This window comes from Chryseobacterium lactis (genome assembly GCF_003815875.1).
Taxonomy (GTDB): Bacteria; Bacteroidota; Bacteroidia; order Flavobacteriales; family Weeksellaceae; genus Chryseobacterium; species Chryseobacterium lactis.
In genome coordinates this window covers 309,664-333,543 of sequence record NZ_CP033924.1, presented here as the reverse complement: position 1 = coordinate 333,543, position 23,880 = coordinate 309,664, and the positions used below count along the sequence as shown (strand labels likewise).

At 36.1% G+C, this 23,880-nt stretch carries 19 protein-coding genes; 9 read left to right on the top strand and 10 right to left on the bottom strand.

Features of this window, described 5'->3' with window-relative positions:
• Positions 1-10 precede the first annotated feature (10 nt).
• The 3 genes from pfkA to EG342_RS01500 form a co-directional block, all read right to left on the bottom strand.
• Positions 11-997, bottom strand: a complete 987-nt coding sequence (gene pfkA, locus EG342_RS01510; protein WP_103292037.1) for a 6-phosphofructokinase — start codon at positions 995-997, stop codon at positions 11-13.
• Between the two features lie 83 nt (positions 998-1,080).
• Positions 1,081-1,959, bottom strand: coding sequence for a DUF4846 domain-containing protein (locus EG342_RS01505; RefSeq protein WP_246008716.1), 879 nt, complete (start codon positions 1,957-1,959; stop codon positions 1,081-1,083).
• A 275-nt stretch (positions 1,960-2,234) separates the two neighbouring features.
• Positions 2,235-2,612 (bottom strand): winged helix-turn-helix transcriptional regulator, encoded by a 378-nt coding sequence (locus EG342_RS01500; RefSeq protein ID WP_103292038.1) that lies wholly within the window; start codon positions 2,610-2,612, stop codon positions 2,235-2,237.
• Between the two features lie 95 nt (positions 2,613-2,707).
• On the opposite strand from EG342_RS01500, the gene EG342_RS01495 reads away from it, so the two are divergent.
• Complete coding sequence (locus EG342_RS01495) at positions 2,708-3,508, top strand: DNA alkylation repair protein (protein WP_103292039.1); 801 nt, start codon at positions 2,708-2,710, stop codon at positions 3,506-3,508.
• Between the two features lie 667 nt (positions 3,509-4,175).
• Here the strand turns inward: EG342_RS01495 and EG342_RS01490 are convergent.
• Positions 4,176-4,937 (bottom strand): TIGR03915 family putative DNA repair protein, encoded by a 762-nt coding sequence (locus EG342_RS01490; protein WP_317126835.1) that lies wholly within the window; start codon positions 4,935-4,937, stop codon positions 4,176-4,178.
• Positions 4,938-5,123: 186 nt separating this feature from the next.
• On the opposite strand from EG342_RS01490, the gene EG342_RS01485 reads away from it, so the two are divergent.
• Positions 5,124-6,212: a DmpA family aminopeptidase gene (locus EG342_RS01485; protein ID WP_246008715.1), complete on the top strand. Its 1,089-nt coding sequence runs from the start codon at positions 5,124-5,126 to the stop codon at positions 6,210-6,212.
• 12 nt (positions 6,213-6,224) lie between these two features.
• On the opposite strand, the gene EG342_RS01480 is transcribed toward EG342_RS01485, so the two are convergent.
• Positions 6,225-7,484 carry a putative DNA modification/repair radical SAM protein gene (locus EG342_RS01480; protein ID WP_103292042.1) on the bottom strand — a complete coding sequence of 420 codons (1,260 nt, stop codon included), beginning with the start codon at positions 7,482-7,484 and terminating at the stop codon, positions 6,225-6,227.
• Between the two features lie 230 nt (positions 7,485-7,714).
• Between EG342_RS01480 and EG342_RS01475 the strand changes: the two genes are divergently transcribed.
• From EG342_RS01475 to sucC, 5 genes are all read left to right on the top strand, one after another.
• Entirely contained in the window at positions 7,715-9,043 is a 1,329-nt protein-coding gene (locus EG342_RS01475; protein ID WP_103292043.1) for a hydroxymethylglutaryl-CoA reductase, degradative, read from the top strand.
• A gap of 166 nt (positions 9,044-9,209) precedes the next feature.
• Positions 9,210-10,280 (top strand): hypothetical protein, encoded by a 1,071-nt coding sequence (locus EG342_RS01470; RefSeq protein ID WP_103292044.1) that lies wholly within the window; start codon positions 9,210-9,212, stop codon positions 10,278-10,280.
• Between the two features lie 2 nt (positions 10,281-10,282).
• Complete coding sequence (locus EG342_RS01465) at positions 10,283-10,669, top strand: DUF423 domain-containing protein (protein WP_103292045.1); 387 nt, start codon at positions 10,283-10,285, stop codon at positions 10,667-10,669.
• Between the two features lie 2 nt (positions 10,670-10,671).
• The gene (locus EG342_RS01460; RefSeq protein ID WP_103292046.1) at positions 10,672-11,949 is read left to right on the top strand and encodes a chloride channel protein; all 1,278 of its coding nucleotides are present in this window, start codon (positions 10,672-10,674) and stop codon (positions 11,947-11,949) included.
• 131 nt (positions 11,950-12,080) lie between these two features.
• Complete coding sequence (gene sucC / locus EG342_RS01455; RefSeq protein WP_103292047.1) at positions 12,081-13,271, top strand: ADP-forming succinate--CoA ligase subunit beta; 1,191 nt, start codon at positions 12,081-12,083, stop codon at positions 13,269-13,271.
• A 1,798-nt stretch (positions 13,272-15,069) separates the two neighbouring features.
• Here sucC and EG342_RS01450 read toward each other — a convergent pair.
• Positions 15,070-15,954, bottom strand: a complete 885-nt coding sequence (locus EG342_RS01450; protein ID WP_103292048.1) for a mechanosensitive ion channel family protein — start codon at positions 15,952-15,954, stop codon at positions 15,070-15,072.
• Between the two features lie 95 nt (positions 15,955-16,049).
• Between EG342_RS01450 and EG342_RS01445 the strand changes: the two genes are divergently transcribed.
• Positions 16,050-16,685, top strand: a complete 636-nt coding sequence (locus EG342_RS01445; RefSeq protein WP_103292049.1) for a peroxiredoxin — start codon at positions 16,050-16,052, stop codon at positions 16,683-16,685.
• Between the two features lie 95 nt (positions 16,686-16,780).
• On the opposite strand, the gene EG342_RS01440 is transcribed toward EG342_RS01445, so the two are convergent.
• The 3 genes from EG342_RS01440 to EG342_RS01430 all read right to left on the bottom strand — a co-directional run bounded on the left by EG342_RS01440 (position 16,781) and on the right by EG342_RS01430 (position 20,580).
• The gene (locus EG342_RS01440; RefSeq protein ID WP_103292050.1) at positions 16,781-17,371 is read right to left on the bottom strand and encodes an outer membrane beta-barrel protein; all 591 of its coding nucleotides are present in this window, start codon (positions 17,369-17,371) and stop codon (positions 16,781-16,783) included.
• Positions 17,372-17,686: 315 nt separating this feature from the next.
• On the bottom strand, positions 17,687-18,202 hold the full coding sequence (locus EG342_RS01435) for a hypothetical protein (RefSeq protein WP_103292164.1): 516 nt from the start codon (positions 18,200-18,202) through the stop codon (positions 17,687-17,689).
• 92 nt (positions 18,203-18,294) lie between these two features.
• The gene (locus EG342_RS01430) at positions 18,295-20,580 is read right to left on the bottom strand and encodes a TonB-dependent siderophore receptor (RefSeq protein ID WP_103292051.1); all 2,286 of its coding nucleotides are present in this window, start codon (positions 20,578-20,580) and stop codon (positions 18,295-18,297) included.
• A gap of 181 nt (positions 20,581-20,761) precedes the next feature.
• Between EG342_RS01430 and EG342_RS01425 the strand changes: the two genes are divergently transcribed.
• A complete protein-coding gene (locus tag EG342_RS01425; protein WP_103292052.1) occupies positions 20,762-21,817 on the top strand; it encodes a Gfo/Idh/MocA family oxidoreductase in 1,056 nt (351 codons plus the stop codon).
• A 146-nt stretch (positions 21,818-21,963) separates the two neighbouring features.
• Here EG342_RS01425 and EG342_RS01420 read toward each other — a convergent pair whose 3' ends face one another.
• Positions 21,964-23,859 (bottom strand): ABC-F family ATP-binding cassette domain-containing protein, encoded by a 1,896-nt coding sequence (locus EG342_RS01420; RefSeq protein WP_103292053.1) that lies wholly within the window; start codon positions 23,857-23,859, stop codon positions 21,964-21,966.
• Between the last annotated feature and the right edge of the window lie 21 nt (positions 23,860-23,880).

Genomic DNA, 23,880 nt, shown 5'->3' with positions numbered 1-23,880 from the left:
AAAAAATAATTTAGAGTGCTAAAATTTCTGAAATCAGTAAAAGATCTTTATTGATTTCGTTATGTTTTTTAATGGCTTCTTCTATCGGAGTATACGTCAGATCATTAGAACGCATTCCTGCCATTACATTGGTTTGTCCTTCCATTAATCCTGTTACGGCACCATAACCTAATCTGCTTGCCAAAACTCTGTCTGCACAACTAGGAGAACCTCCTCTTTGCATATGCCCCAGAATGGCGACACGAATGTCATAGTCAGGGAATGTTTTCTTTGTTTTTTCTGCAAGTTCATAAACGTTGGCCAACTTTTCACCTTCCGCTACGACTACAATGCTTGATGCCTTTCCTGTTTTTTCAGCATTTTTGAATTTTGCAAAAAGCTCATCGATGCTGTCTTTTTTCTCAGGAATTAAAATATCCAAAGCTCCTGCTGCCAGCCCGCTGTTTAAAGCAATAAAACCTGCATCACGACCCATTACTTCTACAAAGAAAACTCTGTTGTGGGAAGTTGCCGTGTCACGGATTTTGTCAATTGCCTCCATGGCGGTATTCAGTGCCGTGTCATAACCGATGGTATTATCCGTTCCAAAAATATCATTGTCAATTGTTCCCGGGATACCGATTACTCTGATTCCAAATTCTTCATTAAAGATTTTTGCACCGGTAAACGTTCCATCTCCACCAATACATACCAATCCGTCTATTCCAAGCTTTACACAATTGTCGTAAGCTTTCTGACGGCCCTCTTTCGTCCTGAACTCAGCAGATCGGGCAGATTTTAGAATGGTACCACCCTGGTTGATTATATTTTTTACGGAACGTGCTCCCATTTTCAGGAAATCATCGTTGATAAGGCCGTTGTAACCTTCTCTTACTCCGTAGCATTCGATATTATAGTAATTGGCGGTTCTTACTACCGCTCTTAATGCCGCATTCATACCCGGAGAGTCACCCCCTGAAGTAAGAACTGCAATCTTTTTTACAGCACTCTCTTTCATCAAGTAAAAAATTTCGAACACAAATTTACAAAAACAAGTTCAGATTATCGTAGTAAGTTTCCAATAGTTTTATAGATATATGATCAAAAGCTTCTGAAGTTTGTAGGTTTAAAAATATATCGCGCTGTTTTGGTCTCCGGTGCGTTAACATCAAGATCGTACCAAGGCGAAATATTCTTGTTAAAAGGATTGGACAATAAGTGGATAGACTGAGCAGGCGTAAAACCTTCGGCCAGTAAGAATAATTTTTTACCAGCTGTATTTTCACAAACTCCTGCAACGAAAACCACATGTCCTGGACTTCCCGGCGTTATAAGAATATCTCCGGTTTTTAAATGTGAATTTTCCGTTACCGGTTTTGTTTCCTTATTTAATGAAATAGTTCCCGCATAATTAAAGATGAGTTCGAGATAATTTCTGAAATTCTGATAAGAATCATCGAAGCCTGCTGTTTTTCTGAAACTGACGGAATTGCCATTAACAAAAGCCCTTGTGCCATTTTTATAATCATTCCAGCTTAGAAGATCACCACTGGTAAAATGAAATTTGATGTCGTCCGCTTTTTTGATCTTATACAAATATTCCGCTCTCATTCGGATAACCGCATCTGCACATTGTTGCAGATCTTTATTTCCGGTATCAATATCAAAAACAGCTTCGTGAAGATGTTGGGTAGAAATAGAACTGCCATCATACTTTAGAATTGGGCTGCCATAAGGTTTTAGTTTAAAATTTTCAATAAAATATCCGAAGGAGTCCGATTTTTCTTTAATCCACTCATATCCTTCAGGAGGAGAAAATCTTTCCTTGACCGTATTTTTATCTTTGTTAACAGATACAGCATTTTCCGGAATAAAACTCTGATTTTCCGAAGCAGTATGATGAGATGATGTTTTATCTTGGGTACAGTTAGATAAAGTCAGGGCTACAACTAGTCCTGAAATAACTTTTTTTATATTCATTTGATTCGGTTATAATTATGTTTTTTTTGAAAGATAATAAATAAATATATTGTAGTTTATTTTATAGCACACATTTTTTATATCGCGCTGATTTTGCAAATCTCGCAGATGCATATCAAAATCTGCGTAATCTGCTTTATCTGCGAGAAAATTTGTAAACCGTCCTTGCTGAAAATCTTGATTTTCTAGCGTCTTAAAATATTCTCAATACAAATAAATCTTTGTACCTTAGCGTTCATCCGATAATTAAGTTACCAGCTACAACAAAAATCTGCTTATAATCGGCAATATTCAGAATCATTTTTTAAAACTTCCGAATTTTCTTCTGCCGGAATCAATAATTTTCCCCAATCATTCAATTGCCAGAGAATCTCAACCAGTTTTTCACCAAGCTCCGTCAATGTGTATTCAACCCGTGGAGGTAATTCGTTAAACGATTGTTTCTCCAAAATGCCATCCTCTACCATTTCACTAAGCTGTTGATTGAGCACTCTGCGATCAACTTTTGCTATTCCACGGAGGAATTCACTGGGACGTTTTTTTCCTTCATTAATTTGCCAGACGATTGGAATTTTCCATTTCCCACTAATGGTATTCACTGCAACCTCCAACGGACATATTTTATTTTCTTCAGCTCTTTCCTTTGTTTCCATAAAATTGACTTTTTTATCCCTATGGGTGAAAAATATGCGGTATTGCCTATCTTTACTATGTTTCAGACTTTTGTAAAAGTAATCATTAAAGCATTATGACAGAAAAACGAAAAGGAGCCCGTTCCATTAAAGATATCCCACCAACTATTTTAGAACAACTCAACCGTGGAGAAATTGAAACAGCAAACCTTACCGAATGGCTGGCCGTAGATCAAAAATCTTTATTGGAAAACTTGCTTCAACAAAATAACCGTTCAGAATATCTGAAGCCGATTTTAAAAAATGTTGGTCAGCTAAAAAAGCAGACCGTTAATACCATCAATGAGGCCATCGGGGTTGGGTTACTCAGTCTGGCAGTTAAAAATCAGGATGAGAATTTTCTCACTCAGCTTTTAACACATCAGGCCGATCTGGTGCGCTGCTGGGCAGCTTATACAATTGGTAGAAATAATGCATTGAGCCTTAAAGAAAAATTGAATCAGATACAACACTTTGCCTCTGATTCCCATTTTGGCGTAAGGGAAATCTGCTGGATGACCGTACGGCCGGATATTTCAAAAAACCTTTCCGAAAGCTTATCTCTTTTATCGGAGTGGACAATTCATGAGGATGAAAATATCAGACGCTTTGCCAGCGAATCTACCAGACCACGAGGGGTTTGGTGTGAGCATATTGCAGAATTAAAACAAAATCCCGGATTAGGACTGGAGATTTTAGAACCCTTACGGTCAGATCCATCCAGATATGTACAAGATAGTGTGGGAAACTGGTTGAATGATGCCAGTAAGTCACAACCTGAGTTTGTTACAGAAATTTGTGACGAATGGCTTCGGGAAAGTGCAACGAAGGAAACTCAATATATCGTTAAAAAGGCGTTGCGAACCATCAGTAAATAAACGTTATCCACAATCTCGGAATTTTGATTTAAAATTTATAGTAGATTTCTGTTAATTAAAACGTTATGTAAGTCCTTTGAATACGGCATCTGTGAAATCGTACTCTCTTTATTCAGATGAAAAAAGTTATCCACAATATGGAAATGTCGAATAAAAAGTAGAGTAAGTGTTTGATAACTATATTTTTGTAAGAAACACCTGCCAGAAGCATTTTCCGAAATGTAAATTTTTGTAGTAGACAAAAAGTTATCCACAATATGAGATTTTGACTAGATTTTCCGGGAGATCATCTGAATTTGAACGATACATTAAGAAAGATTTTTTTTCAGATTTTTTTTCAAAATAAGATTACCCGGACAAAAAATAAGGACAGTATTTTGTTGTATTGTTTTTTGGAAAAAGTTATCCACAATATGGAAATGTCGAAAAAGAAAGTGTTGTAAGTTTTTCATACTTAATAATTTATGTGAACTCCCTGTTTAAAGCATTTTTATAAAATCCAAATCATAGGTAAATGACAAAAAGTTATCCACAATTTCGGAATGTTGATTGATGTCTATTGTAGTCGTTTGATATCTACACTGTTATGTGAGAAGCTTGTGGAAAAGGTTTTGTGGTTCAGTAATATAAAAAAGTTATCCACAAAGTCGGAAATTTGTGCTAAAAGCTACCATTTCTCAGTCAGATACTTCCAGTACCTTTTCGGAACATGCTGAATATGCAGCTTTATATTTTTTCGTTCCACAATATTGGTCCTGGTAAAATACCTTTGCCAGAGAGTCTGATAATTCTTTTCATCATCATGGAATTTTTCCTGATATTGATTGAGACTCAATTTTTCATCAGGATAAAAAAACTCACAATCTTCCAGATCATACAGAATCCCATAATTTCTGCGTAAATCGTAGATCATCCATTTCTGATCCTGATATCTGTCTTTAAAATGTTTTCTAATCAATGGAATAACGTTGAAGTCGGGATCTATTTTGGCGAAAAATATTCCATCCTGAAGTTTCTCAAACCTGACGAAAGCAGTCATTCTGTGGCTTTCTCTGCCTACAGATTTATTTATTTTTGAAATTTTTAAAATGTCAGCATCTGCAAAATTTCCCAGGATATTGTCTGACGGATGCGTAATACTCTGTTGTACTGCAGATAATATCAGTTTTTCAAGTTCCACATCTTCAGATAAAAAAACTTTCAACAATTGATGGATTCCTTGTTTACCCATATTATGTTCCAGTTTCTTTAAAACCCTGTCAGATTTATCCGTTTGGGTAACCACCTCATGGATTTCTGCAAAAATATTTTCCTGGTAAAACCTTTCTCTGCTTATAATTTCAACCTCTTTAAAGCGGTATTCGAAGACTTCAAATATCGCTGTAAAAAGACCGTCAAAACTTCCGTCGTAGAGTAAGGTAGTCATCATGCTAAATTAGTCAAAAAATAAAAGATAGATGTGGATTGTTCATATTAAAGACAGAGCGAAATCATCTGTTATTTTGTAGTCAGTTAACTTCCTTATTTTTGATAAAATACTATTTATTATCTTTGGACAGTAACGCGATATCATTATAATATGTTCAAAAGAATATCCATTTCAATCTTTGCCATCATGTGTTTAAATACGTATGCTCAAAAAAGAGTTCGTGACCTGGGATTAAAACCAGGAGTTTTACAGCCGGGAAAGCAGAATAGTATTACAGATGTAGCAGGAGTGCTGGTAGGTCATAAAACATTGATAAAAGGAGACAGTGTGAGAACAGGTGTTACAGCGATACTTCCTCACAATGGAAATATCTTTCAGCAAAAAGTACCTGCTGCTGTTTTTGTTGGTAACGGCTTTGGAAAATTAGCAGGCAGTACCCAGGTTCGGGAATTGGGCAATATTGAAACTCCTATTATATTAACGAATACTTTAAATGTAAGCACAGGAGTAAGTGCTGTCATTAATTATACACTTCAGCAGAAAGGAAATGAAAAAATACAGTCTGTAAATGCAGTAGTAGGAGATACCAATGATGGGTGGCTTAATAATATTCGGGGACGTTATGTTCAGGAAAAAGATGTTCTTGATGCAATAAAAAATGCCGGGAATTTTGTTACCGAGGGAAATGTTGGTGCAGGTACAGGAACTGTATGTTTTGGTTTTAAGGGAGGAATTGGAACTTCTTCCCGTAAGCTTCCACAAAGTCTTGGTGGATATACTGTTGGAGTGTTGGTACAGACTAATTACGGTGGCGTTTTACAGATTGATGGTGTTCCTGTAGGAAAAGAACTTAAAAAATTCTCTTTCAGCAATCAGTTATTAAATAATGTTGATGGCTCATGTATGATTGTTATTGCCACAGATGCGCCTTTAGATCACCGTAATCTGGAAAGATTAGCTGCACGTGCTATGTTAGGTTTGGGAAGAACAGGGGGAATAGCATCACATGGAAGTGGAGAATATGCAATTGCTTTTTCCACAGATCCTGGTTCGCGGATATTGCATCAGCCTGAGAGTCCTGTTACAAATGTGCCTGTTCTTCATAATGATTATACTTCACAGATATTTATGGCTGCTATAGAAGCAACAGAAGAAGCAGTCCTTAATTCTTTGACTATGGCTAGCTCTGTAAAAGGCTATGAAGGTCATCAGGTAGAAGCATTGCCTTTAGATAAACTGCGGGAATTATTAAAAAAATATAACCGTATCCCATAAAAGCTGAAGCATTTAAAACAAAGTCAGCTGCTGTGAAAACTGATTGTGAAACTTGGAAGAACTTCCGGCCACCAGCAATTTTCTTAAATTTTTATCTGTCAGATACCGGAGATAGGCATTTCCGGCATTAAAATCAATAAAATATTTAGCCCGGTTTACCGCCGCGCCCAATTGCTTCAAATGATCCATCGTTAAAGTCTGGAAACGTCTTGCACTCACAATTTTTTGAGCTGTTTTTACTCCAATTCCAGGAATTCTTAAAATCATCTGATAATCACTAGTCTGAAGATTAACCGGAAACTGGTCCAGGTGGCGCAATGCCCAGCTTAATTTCGGATCTATTTCCAGATCGAGAAAAGGAATGTGAGGATCTAAAATTTCTTCTGCTTTAAAACCATAAAATCTCATCAGCCAATCAGACTGGTATAGCCTGTTTTCGCGGAGCATAGGGACTTCCGTCGTTAAAGAGGGTAGTCTTTTATCCTCTAAAACCGGCACGTATCCTGAATAATAGACTCTTTTAAGGTTAAAATTCTTATAGAAATGATCAGCCACTTTAATAATCTGGAGATCATTTTCATTCGTAGCTCCTACAATCATTTGGGTAGATTGCCCTGCCGGAGCAAACTTAGGCACCTTCTTTAAAATTTTCTTTTCATCCTGATACTGTGTGATTCCTTTTTGAATATAACGCATCGGACTAATCATATCTTGCCTGTTTTTCTCAGGCGCCAGTAGTTTTAAACCACTTTCTGTAGGAATTTCAAGATTCACGGATAACCTGTCTGCATATAAAGCAGCCTCCTGCATCAGCTCATCACTCGCTCCCGGAATAGACTTCAAATGAATATAGCCATTGAAATTTTCTTCCGTCCGCAACTTTTTGGCAACACGTACCAATCGCTCCATCGTTGTATCTGCATTTTTGAAAATTCCCGAGCTTAGAAATAATCCTTCAATATAGTTTCGGCGATAAAAATTAATCGTCAGATCAACAACTTCTTCAACCGTAAAAGCGGCTCTTTTAATATCATTTGAACTTCTGGATACACAATAAGCACAATCATAAATACAGTGATTCGTCAGTAGAATTTTAAGCAAAGAAACACAACGCCCGTCTTCCGTATAGGTATGACAGATTCCACTTACAGAGCTATCGCCCAAAGCACCTTTTTTATTCTTCCTGGTGCCTCCGCTTGAAGAGCAGGAAACATCATACTTTGCTGCATCTGCAAGGATTTCGAGTTTTTCTTTAAGGCGTTCAAAATTCATATTTGATATTGTTTGTATCCGATTGGTATTTTAATTTTGTTCAAATTTAGTTCCAAAATTGATAAATGTCAACCTTTTTTCATAGAAGTTATCAACAAAAAAGAGTCTCAAAATCATTATATTTACGGCTCATTAAAGTTTATATTATGAAATCGCCATGATTTGCAGGCACAAATAAGAATGAAAACGACGCGATTGCATATAACCTTTAAAAAAATAAATATTTATATATGAATCATAAACCAATCGAAGGTTTTTCCAAGCTTCCAAAGCAAGGAAAAATCGACTGGCTCGTAAACGAATATCTTGAAGGAAATCAGGAATACCAAAATATATTAAGACAATATTGGAACAATGATGCCGATCTTCAGAAACTTCACGATGAGTTTTCTGAAAATACCATCTCCAATTTTTATATGCCTTACGGAATTGCTCCCAACTTTTTGATCGACGGAAAACTGTTGGCACTTCCAATGGCTGTTGAGGAAAGTTCTGTAGTAGCAGCCGCTTCTAAAGCTGCGAAATTCTGGATTGATAAAGGAGGTTTTAAAACTACCATTATCAATACTGAAAAATTGGGCCACACCCACTTTATTTTTAATGTGGAACCTCACAAATTATTGCATTTCTTTAATTTCAGTTTAAAGAAAAAATTATTTGAAACAACAGAAGATATCACCTCCAATATGAGAAAACGTGGCGGTGGTATTCTTAATATCAGCCTGGTTGATAAAACAGCGGAAATGCCAAATTATTACCAGTTGAAAGCCAGCTTCGATACGGTAGATTCAATGGGAGCCAACTTTATTAATTCTTGCCTTGAGCAGTTTGGAAAAACTTTAAGACAGGAAGTGGCCACCAGTGAAGATTTTACAGAAGAGGAAAAACATTCATTGCAAATCGTGATGAACATCCTTTCCAATTTTACTCCTGATTGTATCGTAAGAGCTGAGGTTTCATGTAAAATGGAAGATTTAAAAGACGACAGCGGAATTTCTCCTGAAGAATTTGCTGCTAAATTCAAACAGGCAGTTACCATCGCAGAAATTGAGCCTTATCGTGCAACAACTCACAATAAAGGAGTAATGAATGGGGTAGATGCAGTAGTGATCGCCACCGGAAACGATTTCAGAGCAACGGAAGCTTGCGCCCATGCGTATGCCGCAAGAAATGGCCAATACAGATCTTTGACGCACTGTACAACGGATAACGGAGTTTTCAGATTCTGGATTGATCTTCCGATTTCTGTGGGAGTTGTAGGAGGCTTAACGAATCTTCATCCTCTGGTAAAATTCTCTCTGGCTCTTCTTGGAAAGCCTTCAGCACAGGAATTAATGAGTATTCTTGCTGTTTCAGGTTTGGCTCAGAACTTCGGAGCATTGCGTTCTCTGGTGACCACCGGTATTCAGAAAGGACACATGAAAATGCATTTATTGAATATTTTAAATCAATTAGGAGCGACTGAAGAAGAAAAGCAGCATTTTGTGACATATTTTAAAGATAAGACAGTAAGCCATCATGAGGTGATTCATGAGTTTAACAGAATGAGAGGAAACTAATGTTACAGATCATTTTGCCCATCGTATTTCTTCTTTTTGGATTCTTTTTAAAGAAAACCAATCATCCGGGTTTCAGAAGTTCCAAGAGATTTGCCAATATGTTTCTCATACTGGGAATTTCTACATTGGTAGCCAAGTTTATTTTAATGTATTTAAAATCGAAACAGTGAAGCAGGCAGTCTTATTTTTCATGTTGGTCTCCGGTTTAAGTTTTTCTCAACAGAAAAATTTAAAGATAAGTGACTTGCAGCCAAAAACGAAAGACTTTGTTTTTCCTGTTATTTCCTATTCCGATAATTCCAGAATAGAAAAGAAGATTAATCTTTTTCTTCAGGTAAGTGAACTGGAATATATTCCCGGATCAGAAGGAAATCCTTCTAAAAAGGTGAATGCAGGAGCTACTTCATATGCAAACTATGTATATTTCTATGATTGGAAAAAACTGGAAACTCCCAAAAATATTCTAAGTATCAGTATTGATGGTGAAGCTTCAGGAGCTTATCCCGAAGAATTTTCAGACTGGAAAAATTTTGACCTGAGGACAGGGAATTATATCAATGCTGAAGATTTATTTCAGGAAGGTGCTGTTAAGACAATTAATGGTTTGATTCAAAAAAAGATCAAAAAAAGAGTCGATAATTTTCTTGTTAAATTGAAGTCTCAAAAAAATGCTTCAGAAGAAGTTCAGGAACAGATTGGTTTATATGAAGGATGCTTCATAGATTATACTTTGAATGGTATCAGATATTTTTTCGGAAAGGATAAACTCACTTTTGTAGCCGGAAGATGTTCCAATCATGCTATGAGAGCCCTGGATGATCTGGGAAGTCATGAAATAGAATTTTCTTACAAAGAACTGGAAAAATATTGGAGTCCTTATGCCAAAAATCTGATTTCAGGTTCTGAAAAGACTGATAGAACAAGTCCTGGGAATAAATTGTACAAAGGAAAAATTGATGGAAAATATCCGATTACGGTTTTGTTCAATGAAATCAATGAGGATGATTCCTTTTCAGCGACTTATTGGTATGATAAGAATAAGAAACAGATCAACTGGAGAGGAGAATTTGTTCATGGCCATTTTTCAATCACAGAAGATGATTACCATAGTGAAGAATTGAAACAATGGATACCAAGAGCCTTAGTGGAAGCAGATTTAAAAGGAAATAAAATCATCGGAACCTGGCAGGATGCGAAAACAAAAAAATATTTAACCTTAGAATTAGAAGAGTTATAAAAATGAAAACGATTACTTTAATTTTTGGAGCGGTCTACGGAATGGTGTCTGTGATCCTTGGTGCTTTTGGTGCACATGCTTTAAAGAAAATATTAGCTGTGGAAAGACTGGAAAGTTTTGAAACAGGAGTACGATATCAGATGTATGCAGCATTTTTCCTGCTAATCATCGGCTATATCTTAAAATTTGAAACTTCGGCTGAAAAATGGACTTCCATTTTAATGATTGCGGGAACACTTTTATTCTCAGTAAGCATTTACTTTTTAAGTATGCAGGATTACTTAGGAATGAATCTTAAATTCCTGGGGCCTATCACTCCGCTTGGTGGTTTGATGATGATCTTGAGCTGGGGAATGCTGATCCTTTATTTTGCTAAAAATAAAATCTAAAAATGAAAATTGACAGAAGAAGGAGGTTAATACGAACTTTTAATCTTTTAGATCAACCTATAAGATTTAATCCCTTTGTGTTCAGCCGAACTTTTTTCATGTGGGCGATAACAGGTCTTGTAGGCGGTATTATTGCCGGCGGTTATTGGATCGTACTGGAACACTTTACAGAATTTCTGGCTCATTTTCAAGGTTGGCAGGTAATTCCGACGATGGCAATTTGTGGATTGTTGGCGGGTCTGGTAATTCACTTTATCGGTGATCCGGGAGAAATTCACCTGATTGTTAATAACATCAGATTCAATAAAGGAAAACTGGATCCAAAGAATAACCCTTCGATGATCCTTTCATCACTTTTTTGTGTGGCTTCAGGAGGAAGTCTGGGTCCGGAAGCGCCTTTGGTACAGGTTACCGGATCTACCGGAACCTGGTTGGGAAAGGTATTCCGATTAAAAGGAGAGGAATTACGTTCATTAAGTATTGCCGGAATGGCTTCCGGTTTTACTGCATTATTTGGAGCTCCACTGGGAGGAAGCCTTTTTTCTCTGGAAATCCTCCATCATAAACATGCGGTTGAATATTATAAAGCCATTATTCCGGCGCTGGTAGCAAGCTGTTTCAGTTATCTGATGTTTGCATTGATTATCCATCTTGGAATAGGAGCAACCTGGGATTTGAAAGCGTATCATTACACAGGAGTATACGATTTTGCCTATGCTACTGCTTTTGGAATCATTGGAACTTTATTTGGATGGATCTTCATTTTTGTAGTTAAATTTTTTAAAAAAGTTTTTGAATACAAAAAGTTTCCTATTTATATAAAAACATTTGTAGGTGGAGTTATTTTAGGGGTGATTGCTTACAATTTTCCTATTACAAGATACTTCGGGCATAATGAGATTAATCAGCTGATCGGTGGAAATTTTGGACTAAACTTCCTGATCCTGATTCTTGTTTTTAAAATACTGGCTATAGCTATCACAGTAACTTCCGGATGGAGGGGTGGTTTTATTATCCCTTTATTTTTTGTGGGAACAACCTTGGGATTAATTATTCATAATTTATTTCCATCTGTAGACACCACACTAGCTATTGTAAGCTGTATGGCCGCTATTAATGCCTGTGTCACAAGAACACCGATGAGTACAACAATAATCCTTGGAACATTGACTGGGTTTACCTACTTTGTCCCTATTTTATTTGCCAGCCTTACAGGGTATTTTCTGGCTCCGAGAATTCCTTTTATTGGTTCTCAGTCTGAAAAATTGGCGGAAGAATAAAGGAAAATTGAATGATATGTTAAAAATCAAGTCAATCGGACTTTAAATTTTAGGTCAATAAACTTGAACTTCCGTGTCTTTTTAGTAAATTTGTCAACCTTTAAATATTTAAATAAAATAATAAAAATAATATGAATCTTCACGAGTATCAATCAAAAGAGATTTTATCAAAGTACGGAGTAGCTATCCAACGTGGTTTCGTTGCAAACAACGTAGACGAAGCTGTAGCAGCTGCAGAAAAATTGACTGCTGAAACCGGAGCACAAGCTTGGGTTGTAAAAGCACAGATTCACGCAGGTGGTCGTGGTAAAGGTGGAGGTGTTAAGTTCTCTCCAAACATGGATAAGCTTAAAGAAAATGCTCAGAATATCCTTGGAATGCAGTTGGTAACTCCACAAACTTCTGCTGAAGGTAAAAAAGTACACTCTGTTTTGGTTGCAGAAGATGTTTATTATCCTGGAGAATCTGAAACTAAAGAATTTTATGTTTCTATTCTTTTAGACAGAGCTGAAGGAAAAAATACAATCGTATATTCTACAGAAGGAGGTATGGATATTGAGCACGTTGCAGAAGTAACTCCTCACTTAATCCACAACGAATTGATTGACCCGGCTATCGGTCTTCAAGGATTCCAGGCTAGAAAAATTGCTTTCAACCTAGGTCTTGAAGGAAATGCTTTCAAAGAATTTGTGAAATTTATTTCATCTCTATACAATGCTTACACAGGAATTGATGCTTCTCTTTTCGAAATCAACCCTGTATTAAAGACTTCTGATAACAAAATTATCGCTGTAGATGCTAAAGTAACTTTGGATGACAACTCATTGTTCCGTCACAAAGACTTAGCTGAACTTAGAGATACAAGAGAAGAAGATCCAATGGATGTTGAAGCTGGTGAAGCTGGTCTTAACTTCGTGAAATTGGATGGTAACGTTGCTTGTATGGTAAACGGTGCCGGTCTTGCAATGGCAACTATGGATATCATCAAATTATCAGGTGGTAACCCTGCTAACTTCCTTGACGTAGGAGGTACTGCTGATGCTCAGAGAGTACAGACTGCTTTCGGAATCATCTTAAGAGATCCAAACGTAAAAGCTATCCTGATCAACATCTTCGGAGGTATCGTAAGATGTGACAGAGTTGCTCAAGGTGTTGTGGATGCTTACAAAGCTATGGGTAGCCTTCCTGTTCCATTGATCGTAAGATTACAGGGAACTAACGCTGTAGAAGCTAAAAAATTAATTGATGAGTCTGGTCTTCCGGTTCACTCTGCAATTACTTTAGAAGAAGCTGCAAACAAAGTAAAAGAAGTTTTAGCTTAGTCTGAAATTTTTAAATAAAATAGAAAACCGTTTCACTTTGTGGAGCGGTTTTTTTGTGAGCTAAATCCTCATTTTATCAAAAAAGAGAGAAAATAACTCACCTTGCCATCCTAGGTTTGTTGGAAATCGCAAGGGCGCAATGATTTATTATGTATTGTGGGTATTTTTATGGCGCAAGAAAATCAGAGATTTTCAGCAAGGATAGGATAAAACATCGGATTGAATTAATTTTCTCGCTGATCAAGCAGATCGGGCAGATTTTATCATCAACATCAGCGTAATCTGCAAAATTTGCGTGAGTAAAATAAACACAACAGCCTACAATTTTATCGCAGATAAAATCCTCGCGCCTTAAAAACACTCACTATCCTAAAATCCTTGCGCCGTTGCGTTTCCCAACAAAAAAGCCGTTCCAAAATTAAAATAGCTTTTTAGATTCTAATTTGATCTCAAACATTTATGAAATTAGTGAGGTCCAAGAGCTTACTTATCATTATTCGCAGATGGAGATACTTTTGCTGTTGGAAATCGCAAAGGCGCAATGATTTATTATGTATTGTGTGTATTTTTGTGGCGCAAGAAAATCAGAGCTTTTCAGCAAGGGTACAATAAACATCGGATTGAATTAATTTTCTCGCCGATCAGGCAAATCGAGCAGATTTTATCATCAACATCAGCGTAATCTGCAAAATCTGCGTGAGATAAATAAAACTCGACCGCCTATAATTTTATCGCAGATAAAATCCCTGCGCCTTATAACAGGAAGTTTTAAATCTTTTTTTGCGCCGTTGCGTTTCCCAACAAAAAAGCCGTTCCAAAATTGAAATAGCTTTTTAGATTCTAATTTGATCTCAAACATTTATGAAATTATTGAGGTCTGCGAGAAGCCAAGAGCTTACTTATCATTATTCGCAGATGGAGATACTTTTGTTGTTGGAAATTGTAAAGCCGCAAAGATTTATTATGTATTGCGTATATTTTTATGGCGCAAGAAAATCAGAGATTTTCAGCAAGGATAGGATAAAACCTCGGATTGAATTAATTTTCTCGCTGATCAGGCAAATCGAGCAGATTTTATCATCAACATCAGCGTAATCTGCAAAATCTGCGTGAGATAAATAAAACTCGACCGCCTATAATTTTATCGCAGATAAAATCCCTGCGCCTTATAACAGGAAGTTTTAAATCTTTTTTTGCGCCGTTGCGTTTCCCAACAAAAAAGCCGTTCCAAAATTGAAATAGCTTTTTAGATTCTAATTTGATCTCAAACATTTATGAAATTATTGAGGTCTGCGAGAAGCCAAGAGCTTACTTATCATTATTCGCAGATGGAGATACTTTTGTTGTTGGAAATTGTAAAGCCGCAAAGATTTATTATGTATTGCGTATATTTTTATGGCGCAAGAAAATCAGAGATTTTCAGCAAGGATAGGATAAAACCTCGGATTGAATTAATTTTCTCGCTGATCAAACAGATCGGGCAGATTTTATCATCAACATCAGCGTAATCTGCAAAATTTGCGTGAGTAAAATAAACACAACAGCCTACAATTTTATCGCAGATAAAATCCTCGCGCCTTATAACGGAAAGTTTTCAATCTTTTTTGTGCCTTAGCGTTTTCCAACAAAATAAAAAAAGTCGTTCCAAAAATTGAAACAACTTTTTAGATTCTAATTTATCCACAAACATCAGCGAAATCTATGGGAAATATATTTGAATGTAAACAAATAAAAAGCAGAATGAGATTCTTCCTTCGTCAGAATGACAGTGCGATAAAATATATGAACTTATCCAGAACTACTTATCCTGACTCTCCTGTAAATTATTTTCTCCATTTGTAATGCTGATACTGGTAGGTGTTACCAGCAGAATTTTATCCATATCAAAACGTTCTTTAATGCCTAAATAAGCTTTGCTTTTCACCTGAGCAAGGTTAGCTCCTATCTTAATCCAGAACTTTACCTGAAGATTAAATGAGCCTTGTTTAAGATCGGTAAAAATTACTTCTGCAGTATCCAGCTTGTCTACATTATCAAGGTTTTTAACAACATCAAGAATTCCTTTCTGTGCTTTGCTGATATCTTCATCTGCGGGAATTTCAAAGTTTAAAATAATCCTACGTTGCGGCGAAGCGGTGATATTATAAAAAGGTGCATTGAAAACCACCTGATTGGGGATGTAAGCCTTTTTCCCGTCATCGGTAAGAATTTTTGTTGTTAAAAAACCGATTTCCTGTACGGTTCCGGAGTGATTTCCGATGGTAATATAATCTCCTACTTTAAAAGCTTTATCAATCCCGATCAGCATTCCTGAGAACATACTTGAAACAAGATCTTTCAGAGCAACCCCTGCAATGACCCCTGCCACTCCCAGACTTCCGATAAACTTCCATAGAAAACCACTGAATCCCATAATTTCAAGGGAAATAAATGTTCCCATCAGCATAATCAGAAATCTGAATACGCCTACCAGGGTTACCAAAGAGCTTTCTTTTTTGCTTTTCGGGAAGAATTTATGAAATAATTTTACAGCAATGATACTCAGGTATTTACTGGTAATAAGAAAAAAAGTAAATACCAGAATTCCGACAATTAACTTCGGAGTAAGTTCAGCAAATGTCACATACCAATTTTCCAATACCTTATAAACAAGGTCCACATAGCTGAGTCCGGTTTTCTCCATGGATATTTTTTTTAATTAAATATATAAATTTTTAACAAAAAATTTGCCAGTTCCAAAAAGTCTACTAAATTTGTAGACTATAAGAACGAAATATTATGTCAATTAAATTAGGAGATACAGCACCCAACTTTCAGGCAGAGTCATCTTTAGGTGACATCAATTTCTATAATTATCTGGGAGATTCGTGGGGAATTTTATTTTCACATCCTGCAGATTATACCCCGGTTTGCACTACAGAATTGGGATATACTTCAAAATTGAAGTCAGAATTTGACCAAAGGGGCACAAAAGTTATTGCCCTTAGTGTTGATGCAGTAGAAGACCACCAGAGCTGGATTAAAGATATTAATGAAACTCAGGATACAAATGTAGAATTTCCCATTATTGCGGATAAAGACAGAAAAGTTTCTGAGCTGTATGATTTCATTCATCCGAATGCTTCGGCAACTGCTACCGTACGTTCTTTACTCATTATTGATCCTGCTAAAAAAGTGAGATTGATTATTACCTATCCTGCTTCTACCGGAAGAAACTTTAATGAAATATTGAGGGTTCTGGATTCCTTACAGCTCGTAGATGCTCATACAGTAGCTACTCCGGTTAATTGGGAGAATGGAGAGGATGTTATTATACCACCCTCGATTTCTACAGAAGATGCCAGGAAAATATTTGCGAAAGGCGTCACAGAAATAAAACCTTATTTAAGATATACACCTCAACCCAATATTTGATTTTATTTGATTTTTTATAGTTTAGTTTTAATTTGTACGAAAAGCGCCCCGAAAATATTTCGGGGCGCTTTCATTTTTTTATAAGTATTCAGTGATTACTTAACGTCGTTGATGATTTGTTTTCCTTTAGATGTTGGAAGATAAATCTGGAAACCTAAACCAAAAGTGATTTTGTTGGTATATCCACCGCTTCCGAATCCTGCGTTAGCATCATATTTAATTAAACCTTCTAAACCGATGTTTGGAGTAATGAAATATGAATAACCAGGACCGAATCCAAAGTTAAGTCCGTTAGAAGAAGAACCTCCTTTAGAGATTGATGTTCCTCCAATTCCTAAGTTACCTTCTAAGAACCATCTTCCGTGGTGTAACAGGTTGTTTACTCCCTGCTCTCCCGGGTTAAGATAGTAACGTCCTAATGCTCCAACATTGTACGTGAACGTAGTTGGTGCATCTTTAGCTCCTTTGAAGCCTAAATCTACATATCCCCCAACTGCAATATTATCTTCGATAAAGTAAGCTCCTTTAGGCTGGATGTTAAAATCATATCCTCCTCCTTTGTTTAACCCGAAGTTAGCACCTGCCAGGTTACCTCCTACCATCCAATTACCTTTTTGAATCTGAGCGTTTGCAGTTGCTGTTAAGCCTGCTACAGCTAATATCCCCGTTAAAATAAGTCTTTTCATAATTTATTATTTTAATAATTAAATGTTTATTATTCACGAATTATAGAAAAAACAATAAATGTGCCAGACTCTTAATTTTAGACAATTATTCAAAAAAAGTGTTAATTTTTGTGTCGAGTATATTTTAATCTTTTAACAAATATGTTGATGATTTCATAATGAAAGTGATTAAAAGGAAAATTCTGCTATCAGGAATAAGGAACTAGCTGAGCTTCAATAGCCTTATAATTTCTCATTTTATTAATCTTTTAAACTAAATGATAACAAACTATTAATAACATAAAGTACTCTCCGTTTTATTTATTCTTTTTTCAATTAAATAAAAAGTAAGATGATAGAGATAATTAAGCCCGCAATTGTAAATTTGATCCCACGTTTGAATGCTTTTGTTTTAGGATTAAACATCCAGAAACTCGAAATCACAAAAAAGAAAAGAGAAACCCCGAAGAAGACACTTAGCGGAGAAATCGCATCTTTGGATTGTGATTTGTGAAGAGAAACCATTTTATCCAATACAAAAGGCAGTTCCATTTTAGAATATTGTGCTTTTCCGGTGGCTGCATCATAAGTTCCCTTTTTGAAATAAAGAATACTCCCTTCTGTTTTCTCTACTTCAAGGCCTTTCATCTTCAGTTCTTTTTTCAGCTGCTTCTCAGTAAGATCTTTCGCAATGGTCTTTTCATACTTTTTTTCATTTTTCAAAAAATCAGTGTCTCTGTACACCAGAAGAATTCCACTTAATGCATAAACAGCCATAATACCGGCCATGAAGTACCCCAGATACCGGTGCGTAATTCGCATGAAACTTCTTGTGTCTTTAATCTTATCCATATCGTTTTTGTTTTGTTTTTTAAATTTCAAAAGTGGAAACTGCAAAATAGGCAGATTCCACTTTTAATGTTGAACTAACTTTATATGTAGTTTTACAGTCTGTAGGTCAGTGTAAAATAATAGTTTCTCGGAGTAATCGGGTTCACGGAATAGTTTTCGTGAACGTTGTAATTAACCACATCAAATAAGTTACCCACTTTGCCCTGGATAGAGAATTTTTTCCATTCGTAGCCAACTGACACAGAAACAGTAGTATAGTCTTTTAGGTCAAACATTCTACTCACGTTGTTTCTACTTGTGTTTGTAGATTTTGTATCATTCCAACCGGCGATTCTATCTCCTATGTAATAAATTCCAGCACCAATTTTCAAACCTTTTACATAGTTTGTGAATTTATAGAAAACTGAAGCATTCGCTGTTGTAGCTGGTGTTCTTACCAGTCTTTGGTTTTCAATATATCCCTTTTCCGGAGTATTAAGGTAAACGGAATTGTTATAAGAAAAACCTCCAATTATGGATAAGTTTTCTGTAGGATTTCCTGTAATATCTAATTCTACACCACGGCTTCTCATATTTCCTGCAAATTCTTTAAGATTGGTATCTGTCGAATTTACCGGTGCACCGTTTGTAGCAGAAGCGAACCAATATGTTTGATAATAATTATTGTACATAATCTGGTAAGCCGTTAAGTTAACAGCTAAGGCATTGTTCCAGAAATTCTTTTTAATACCAATTTCGTACTGATCAACTGTTGAAGGTTTTATGCTTTGTCTTGATAAAGTATTTAGCTGATTTTGAACATCTTTATCGGGTTGATTGGCATTTACTGTACCAAATTGATCCGAAGTATATCCTGCATTTGCGGCAAACGAATTAGTATAAGTTGCAAATACCGAAAGGTTTTCATTCGGTGCATAAACCAAACCTACTTTTGGAGAAAATGCATTGTCAGACGTTGAAGAATTTGCAACTTCAATTTTATCATTTAATGTAAAACGAGTTGTCAGCGTAGGCATATTTTCTATATAAGACCATCTCAATCCTGCAATTACTTTTAGTTGCTTTGTTAAGCTGATAAAATCTTGTGCATAGATCCCGATTCTTCTTGTATTGATTCTATTTCTTGTAGTAAGAGTAGAACTTGGCATCCCCACATTTCCCCATGTTGAAGGGTCGTCCAGGTATAAAAGATTTGTTGGACCCGTGATATTATAAGCATATGCATCTGCCTGGCTATAATCTGCATCTGCACCAATTAAAACTTTATGGTTGATTTTTCCGGTATTGAACTCACCATTGATGTTTACTTGTGCAGAAGTGTAATTTTGTTCGTTGTAAGTTTTACCAAATGGTCGTTTCCAGGATAATCGGTTAGGATCTACCTTTGGATCTTTAGTTTCATATATCCACTGTACTCTTTCAGAAGAAAAATAATCTTTCGTATAGTTTTGGTAAGAAGCGGTAGCATTTAAAGACCATCTTTCGTTAAACTGGTGATTAAAGGTTACATTCGTAGAAGCTTGTTGTACATTTTGATATTGCCAGTCAGTTCCAAAGAAAACATTTCTGGAAAGAGCATCATTCAATCTATAGCTTTGGTTTTTTTCAGTAATGGATCCAAGACCAAAATCAGGTGTGAAATTATTTTTAAGATAATCGGCCTCTACAATTAACTGAGATTTTTCACTTAAGTTAAATAAGAATGAAGGATTAAAATAGTATTTTTCAGATTGTACCACATCTCTGAAACTTTCAGCATACTCATAAGCACCATTTACTCTGAACGCAATATTCTTTGATAAAGGACCATAGATATCCACTGTCGGTTTATAAGAATTCCAGCTACCCCCATTTAAACCTATACTTCCTCCAAAATTGAATTTAGGTTTTTTCGTGATCATATTGATGACACCTCCTGCAGCTGTATTACCAAACAACATAGCATTGGCTCCTTTTAAAACTTCCACTCTTTCAAGACCACTTACTTCAGGAAAAACTCCACTATTTATTCTTGACCCATTTTTGAAAATGTTATCATTTCCTAAAATAAATCCACGCCCACCAAAACTATCCTGAGAATTTCCTCTGGAAGAGGTTACATACATCCCGTTTACATTCTGAAGAACATCACTCAACTGCTTTGCCTGCTGCTGCTCAATAATTTCGTGAGTAACAATAGCGATCGGCTGAGGATTTTCCATTACCGTAAGGTTTGACTTTGTAGAAAGTGGCCTTGCCTGGTTTGGATTCCCGGTTTTATGAAGATTAATATCTTCGATAGTTTGAGTTCTGATAGTGTCAGCCTCCATGTTTTTCAGCTGTGCACCTAGTGAAACAGCGGTAAATAGAAGACCTAAAGAAAGTAGTTGTCTTTTCATTTTATTTTTATGTAGAACAGTTTTAAATAACGCGCAAATGTAAGTATTTGTTTAGAATAGATAAAAATAAATATGTGATTTTTATCATGTTTTTATGCCTGAGATAGATGGATTATTTCTATCGTTTTTGTAGATCTGCAGTCGGTCGTTTTTTATGAATATATTTGTTAAAAATTAAAATATGCAATTGGTAAAAACAGGGCTTTGTGCCTTCGGAATGAGTGGTAAAGTATTCCACGCTCCCTTTTTGAAAGAGCATCCGGGATTTTTTATTTCGGCCATCGTAGAAAGAAGTAAAGAGGAATCTAAGGAGAAATATCCTGAGGCCACTATTTATCGATCGATCGAAGAAATGCTTCAGCACGCGGATATTGAACTGGTCGTCATTAATACTCCGGTTCAGACTCATTATGAGTATGCAAAAAAAGCACTGGAAGCCGGGAAGAATATTATTGTTGAAAAACCTTTTACCGTAAATGTTTCAGAGGCTGAAGAACTGGTAGCACTTGCTGAAGAAAAAGGATTGTTTTTGAGCGTATATCAGAACAGAAGGTTTGATCGTGATTTTTTACAGGTACAAAATATTTTAAACGGAAATAAACTGGGAAACATAAAAGAAGTTGAGATTCGTTTTGACAGATTCCGTACAACTCCCAGTGGCAAACAACATAAAGAAAATCCTGATCAGATCGGCTCGGGATCGCTTCATGATCTTGGAGCTCATCTTGTAGATCAGGCGGTACAGTATTTTGGCTATCCGGAAAAACTGTTTGCCGATGTATTTTCCATGAAAGGATCTGAATTTGCCAATGATTATTTTGAGATTCTTCTGTTTTATAAGAACCATCTTCGGGTAAGATTGAAATCATCCGTATTCATTAAAGAAGCTCATTATGCTTACATGATTCACGGTGAAAAAGGTAGTTTTTTACAGGAAAGAACCGACAATCAGGAAAATGAATTAGTTGCCGGAGCAATTCCTGTCTATGGTAAAGAATGGACTAACCCTTTGAAGGAAGCAGACGGAATTTTAAATATTTTAAATGAAAACTCCGAAACAGAAAGACTCCTGACATCCAGTGAAGCAGGAAATTATATGGATTACTATCAGCAAATCTACGAACACATCGTTTTTGGATATCCTTTACCATCACCCGGAATAGAAGTTATCCAAAATATGAAAATTATCGATGCCTCTCTGGAAAGTACAAAAGAAGAAAAAGTGATTCACCTATAAAAAATAGGTTGTGAATTATGAGTTGATTGAAAGGTTAAATTTTAAGTTCATAGGTTGATGGTAAAATATTTTCGTCTTTTTACTCTCAAACCCTCCGAAACTCAAACTCTCTGACTTGTCAACTCATAATTCATAACTTTTTATTATTAAAGCTCTTCCTGTAATTCAAGCCATCTCATCTCGTGATTTTCCAGTTTTTCAGAAACTGTTTCCAATTCTGCTGAGAGCTTGGCTATTTTTCCGTAATCTGTTTCATTATTAAGCTGATCAAGAATTTTTGAACGTTGATTTTCCAGTTCAGGCATTTCTTTTTCGATGGTTTCCAATTCCCGCTGTTCTTTAAAGGACAACTTTCTTTTTTTAGTATTGGAAGACGGTATATTTTCCGCTGTTGGAGCAATTTCTTTTGGAGATTCTGCTTTTGCGGCTGTATTTTTCTCCAAAGCATCTTCTCTGCTTTTTGCCTCTCTGTATTCTGAGAAGTTTCCTACGAAATCTCTTATTTTACCATTTCCTTCAAAAGCCAGAACATGATCTACAATTCTGTCCATAAAATATCTGTCGTGGGAAACGATAATCAAAGATCCCTGGAATTGCTGCAGGAAGTTTTCAAGAACCGTCAATGTAGGAAGATCCAGGTCATTGGTAGGTTCATCAAAAATCAGGAAGTTAGGATTCTGATACAAAATATACATCAGGTGAAGCCTTCTTTTTTCCCCTCCGGATAATTTTGAGATAGGAGAATATTGTGTTTGATCATCAAATAAGAATAATCTCAGGAATTGCGAGGCAGACAAACTTCTTCCATTAGCCAAAGGATAAAATTCTGCAATTTCCTTGATAAAATCAATAACACGTTCGTCTTCCTTATAAGTAAGACCTTTTTGCGAAAAATATCCGAAGGAAATGGTTTCCCCTGTTTCAATTTCACCTTTGTCGGCCTTTTCAAACCCCTGGATAATATTTAGTAAAGTCGATTTACCGGCTCCGTTTTTTCCAATAATACCTACTTTTTCTCCACGCTGAAACTGATAGCTGAAATCCGTTAATAATACTTTGTTTCCAAAGCTTTTATCAATATTTTTTAATTCAAGAATTTTATTACCCAGACGTTTCATTTCAAAATCCAGTTCCAATCCTTCTTGTCTGGTATCGGTTTTAGCTACTTTTTCTGTTTCATAGAAGGAATCAATTCTGCTTTTTGATTTTGTGGTTCTGGCTTTTGGTTGTCTTCGCATCCATTCCAGTTCCTTTCTGTATAAATTATTGGCCTTGTCAATCGTTGCATTCAAATTATCTTCACGAATCATCTTGTTTTCCAGGTAAGTCGCATAAGATCCGTTGTGGGTATAAAGATTTCCATCTTCCATTTCCCAGATAATATCGCAGACGCTGTCCAGGAAATATCTGTCGTGGGTTACCAACAGTAAAGTAATTTTTGCTTTATTCAGATAATTTTCAAGCCATTCTACCATGTCCACGTCGAGGTGGTTGGTAGGTTCATCCATGATCAACAAAGTATGTCTGTGTTCTGCTCTTGTTTCTGTCAATAGCTTTGCCAGGGCCACACGTTTGATCTGTCCTCCTGAAAGAGTTCCCATTTTTGCTTCCAGATCCGTGATCTTTAATTGGGAAAGAATTTGTTTCATTTCATTTTCCAGATCCCATGCTTTGTGAGCTTCCATGTCAGCCAACGCTTTTTCAATAAAAGAATTATCGGTTGAATGAAGAGACTTGTGATAATTTTTCAGCGCAAGAATAGGTGCCGAATCCAAAGTCATCATAAATTCATCAATAGTCAGGTTGGGGTCATAATAGATTTCCTGGTCAAACAGAACTACCTGAATATCCTTATTGATAATTGCAGCGCCGCTGTCTGCAATTTCTTTACCCATTAATATTTTAAGAAGGGTAGATTTTCCACTTCCGTTTTTGGCAACAATAGCAATTTTGTCTCCTTCATTGATGTGAAAAGAAATGTTTTCGAACAAAACTTTGATACCGTAAGATTTGGTAAGATTTTCGGCAGAAACGTAATTCATTGGAAATTAATGGTTTGATTT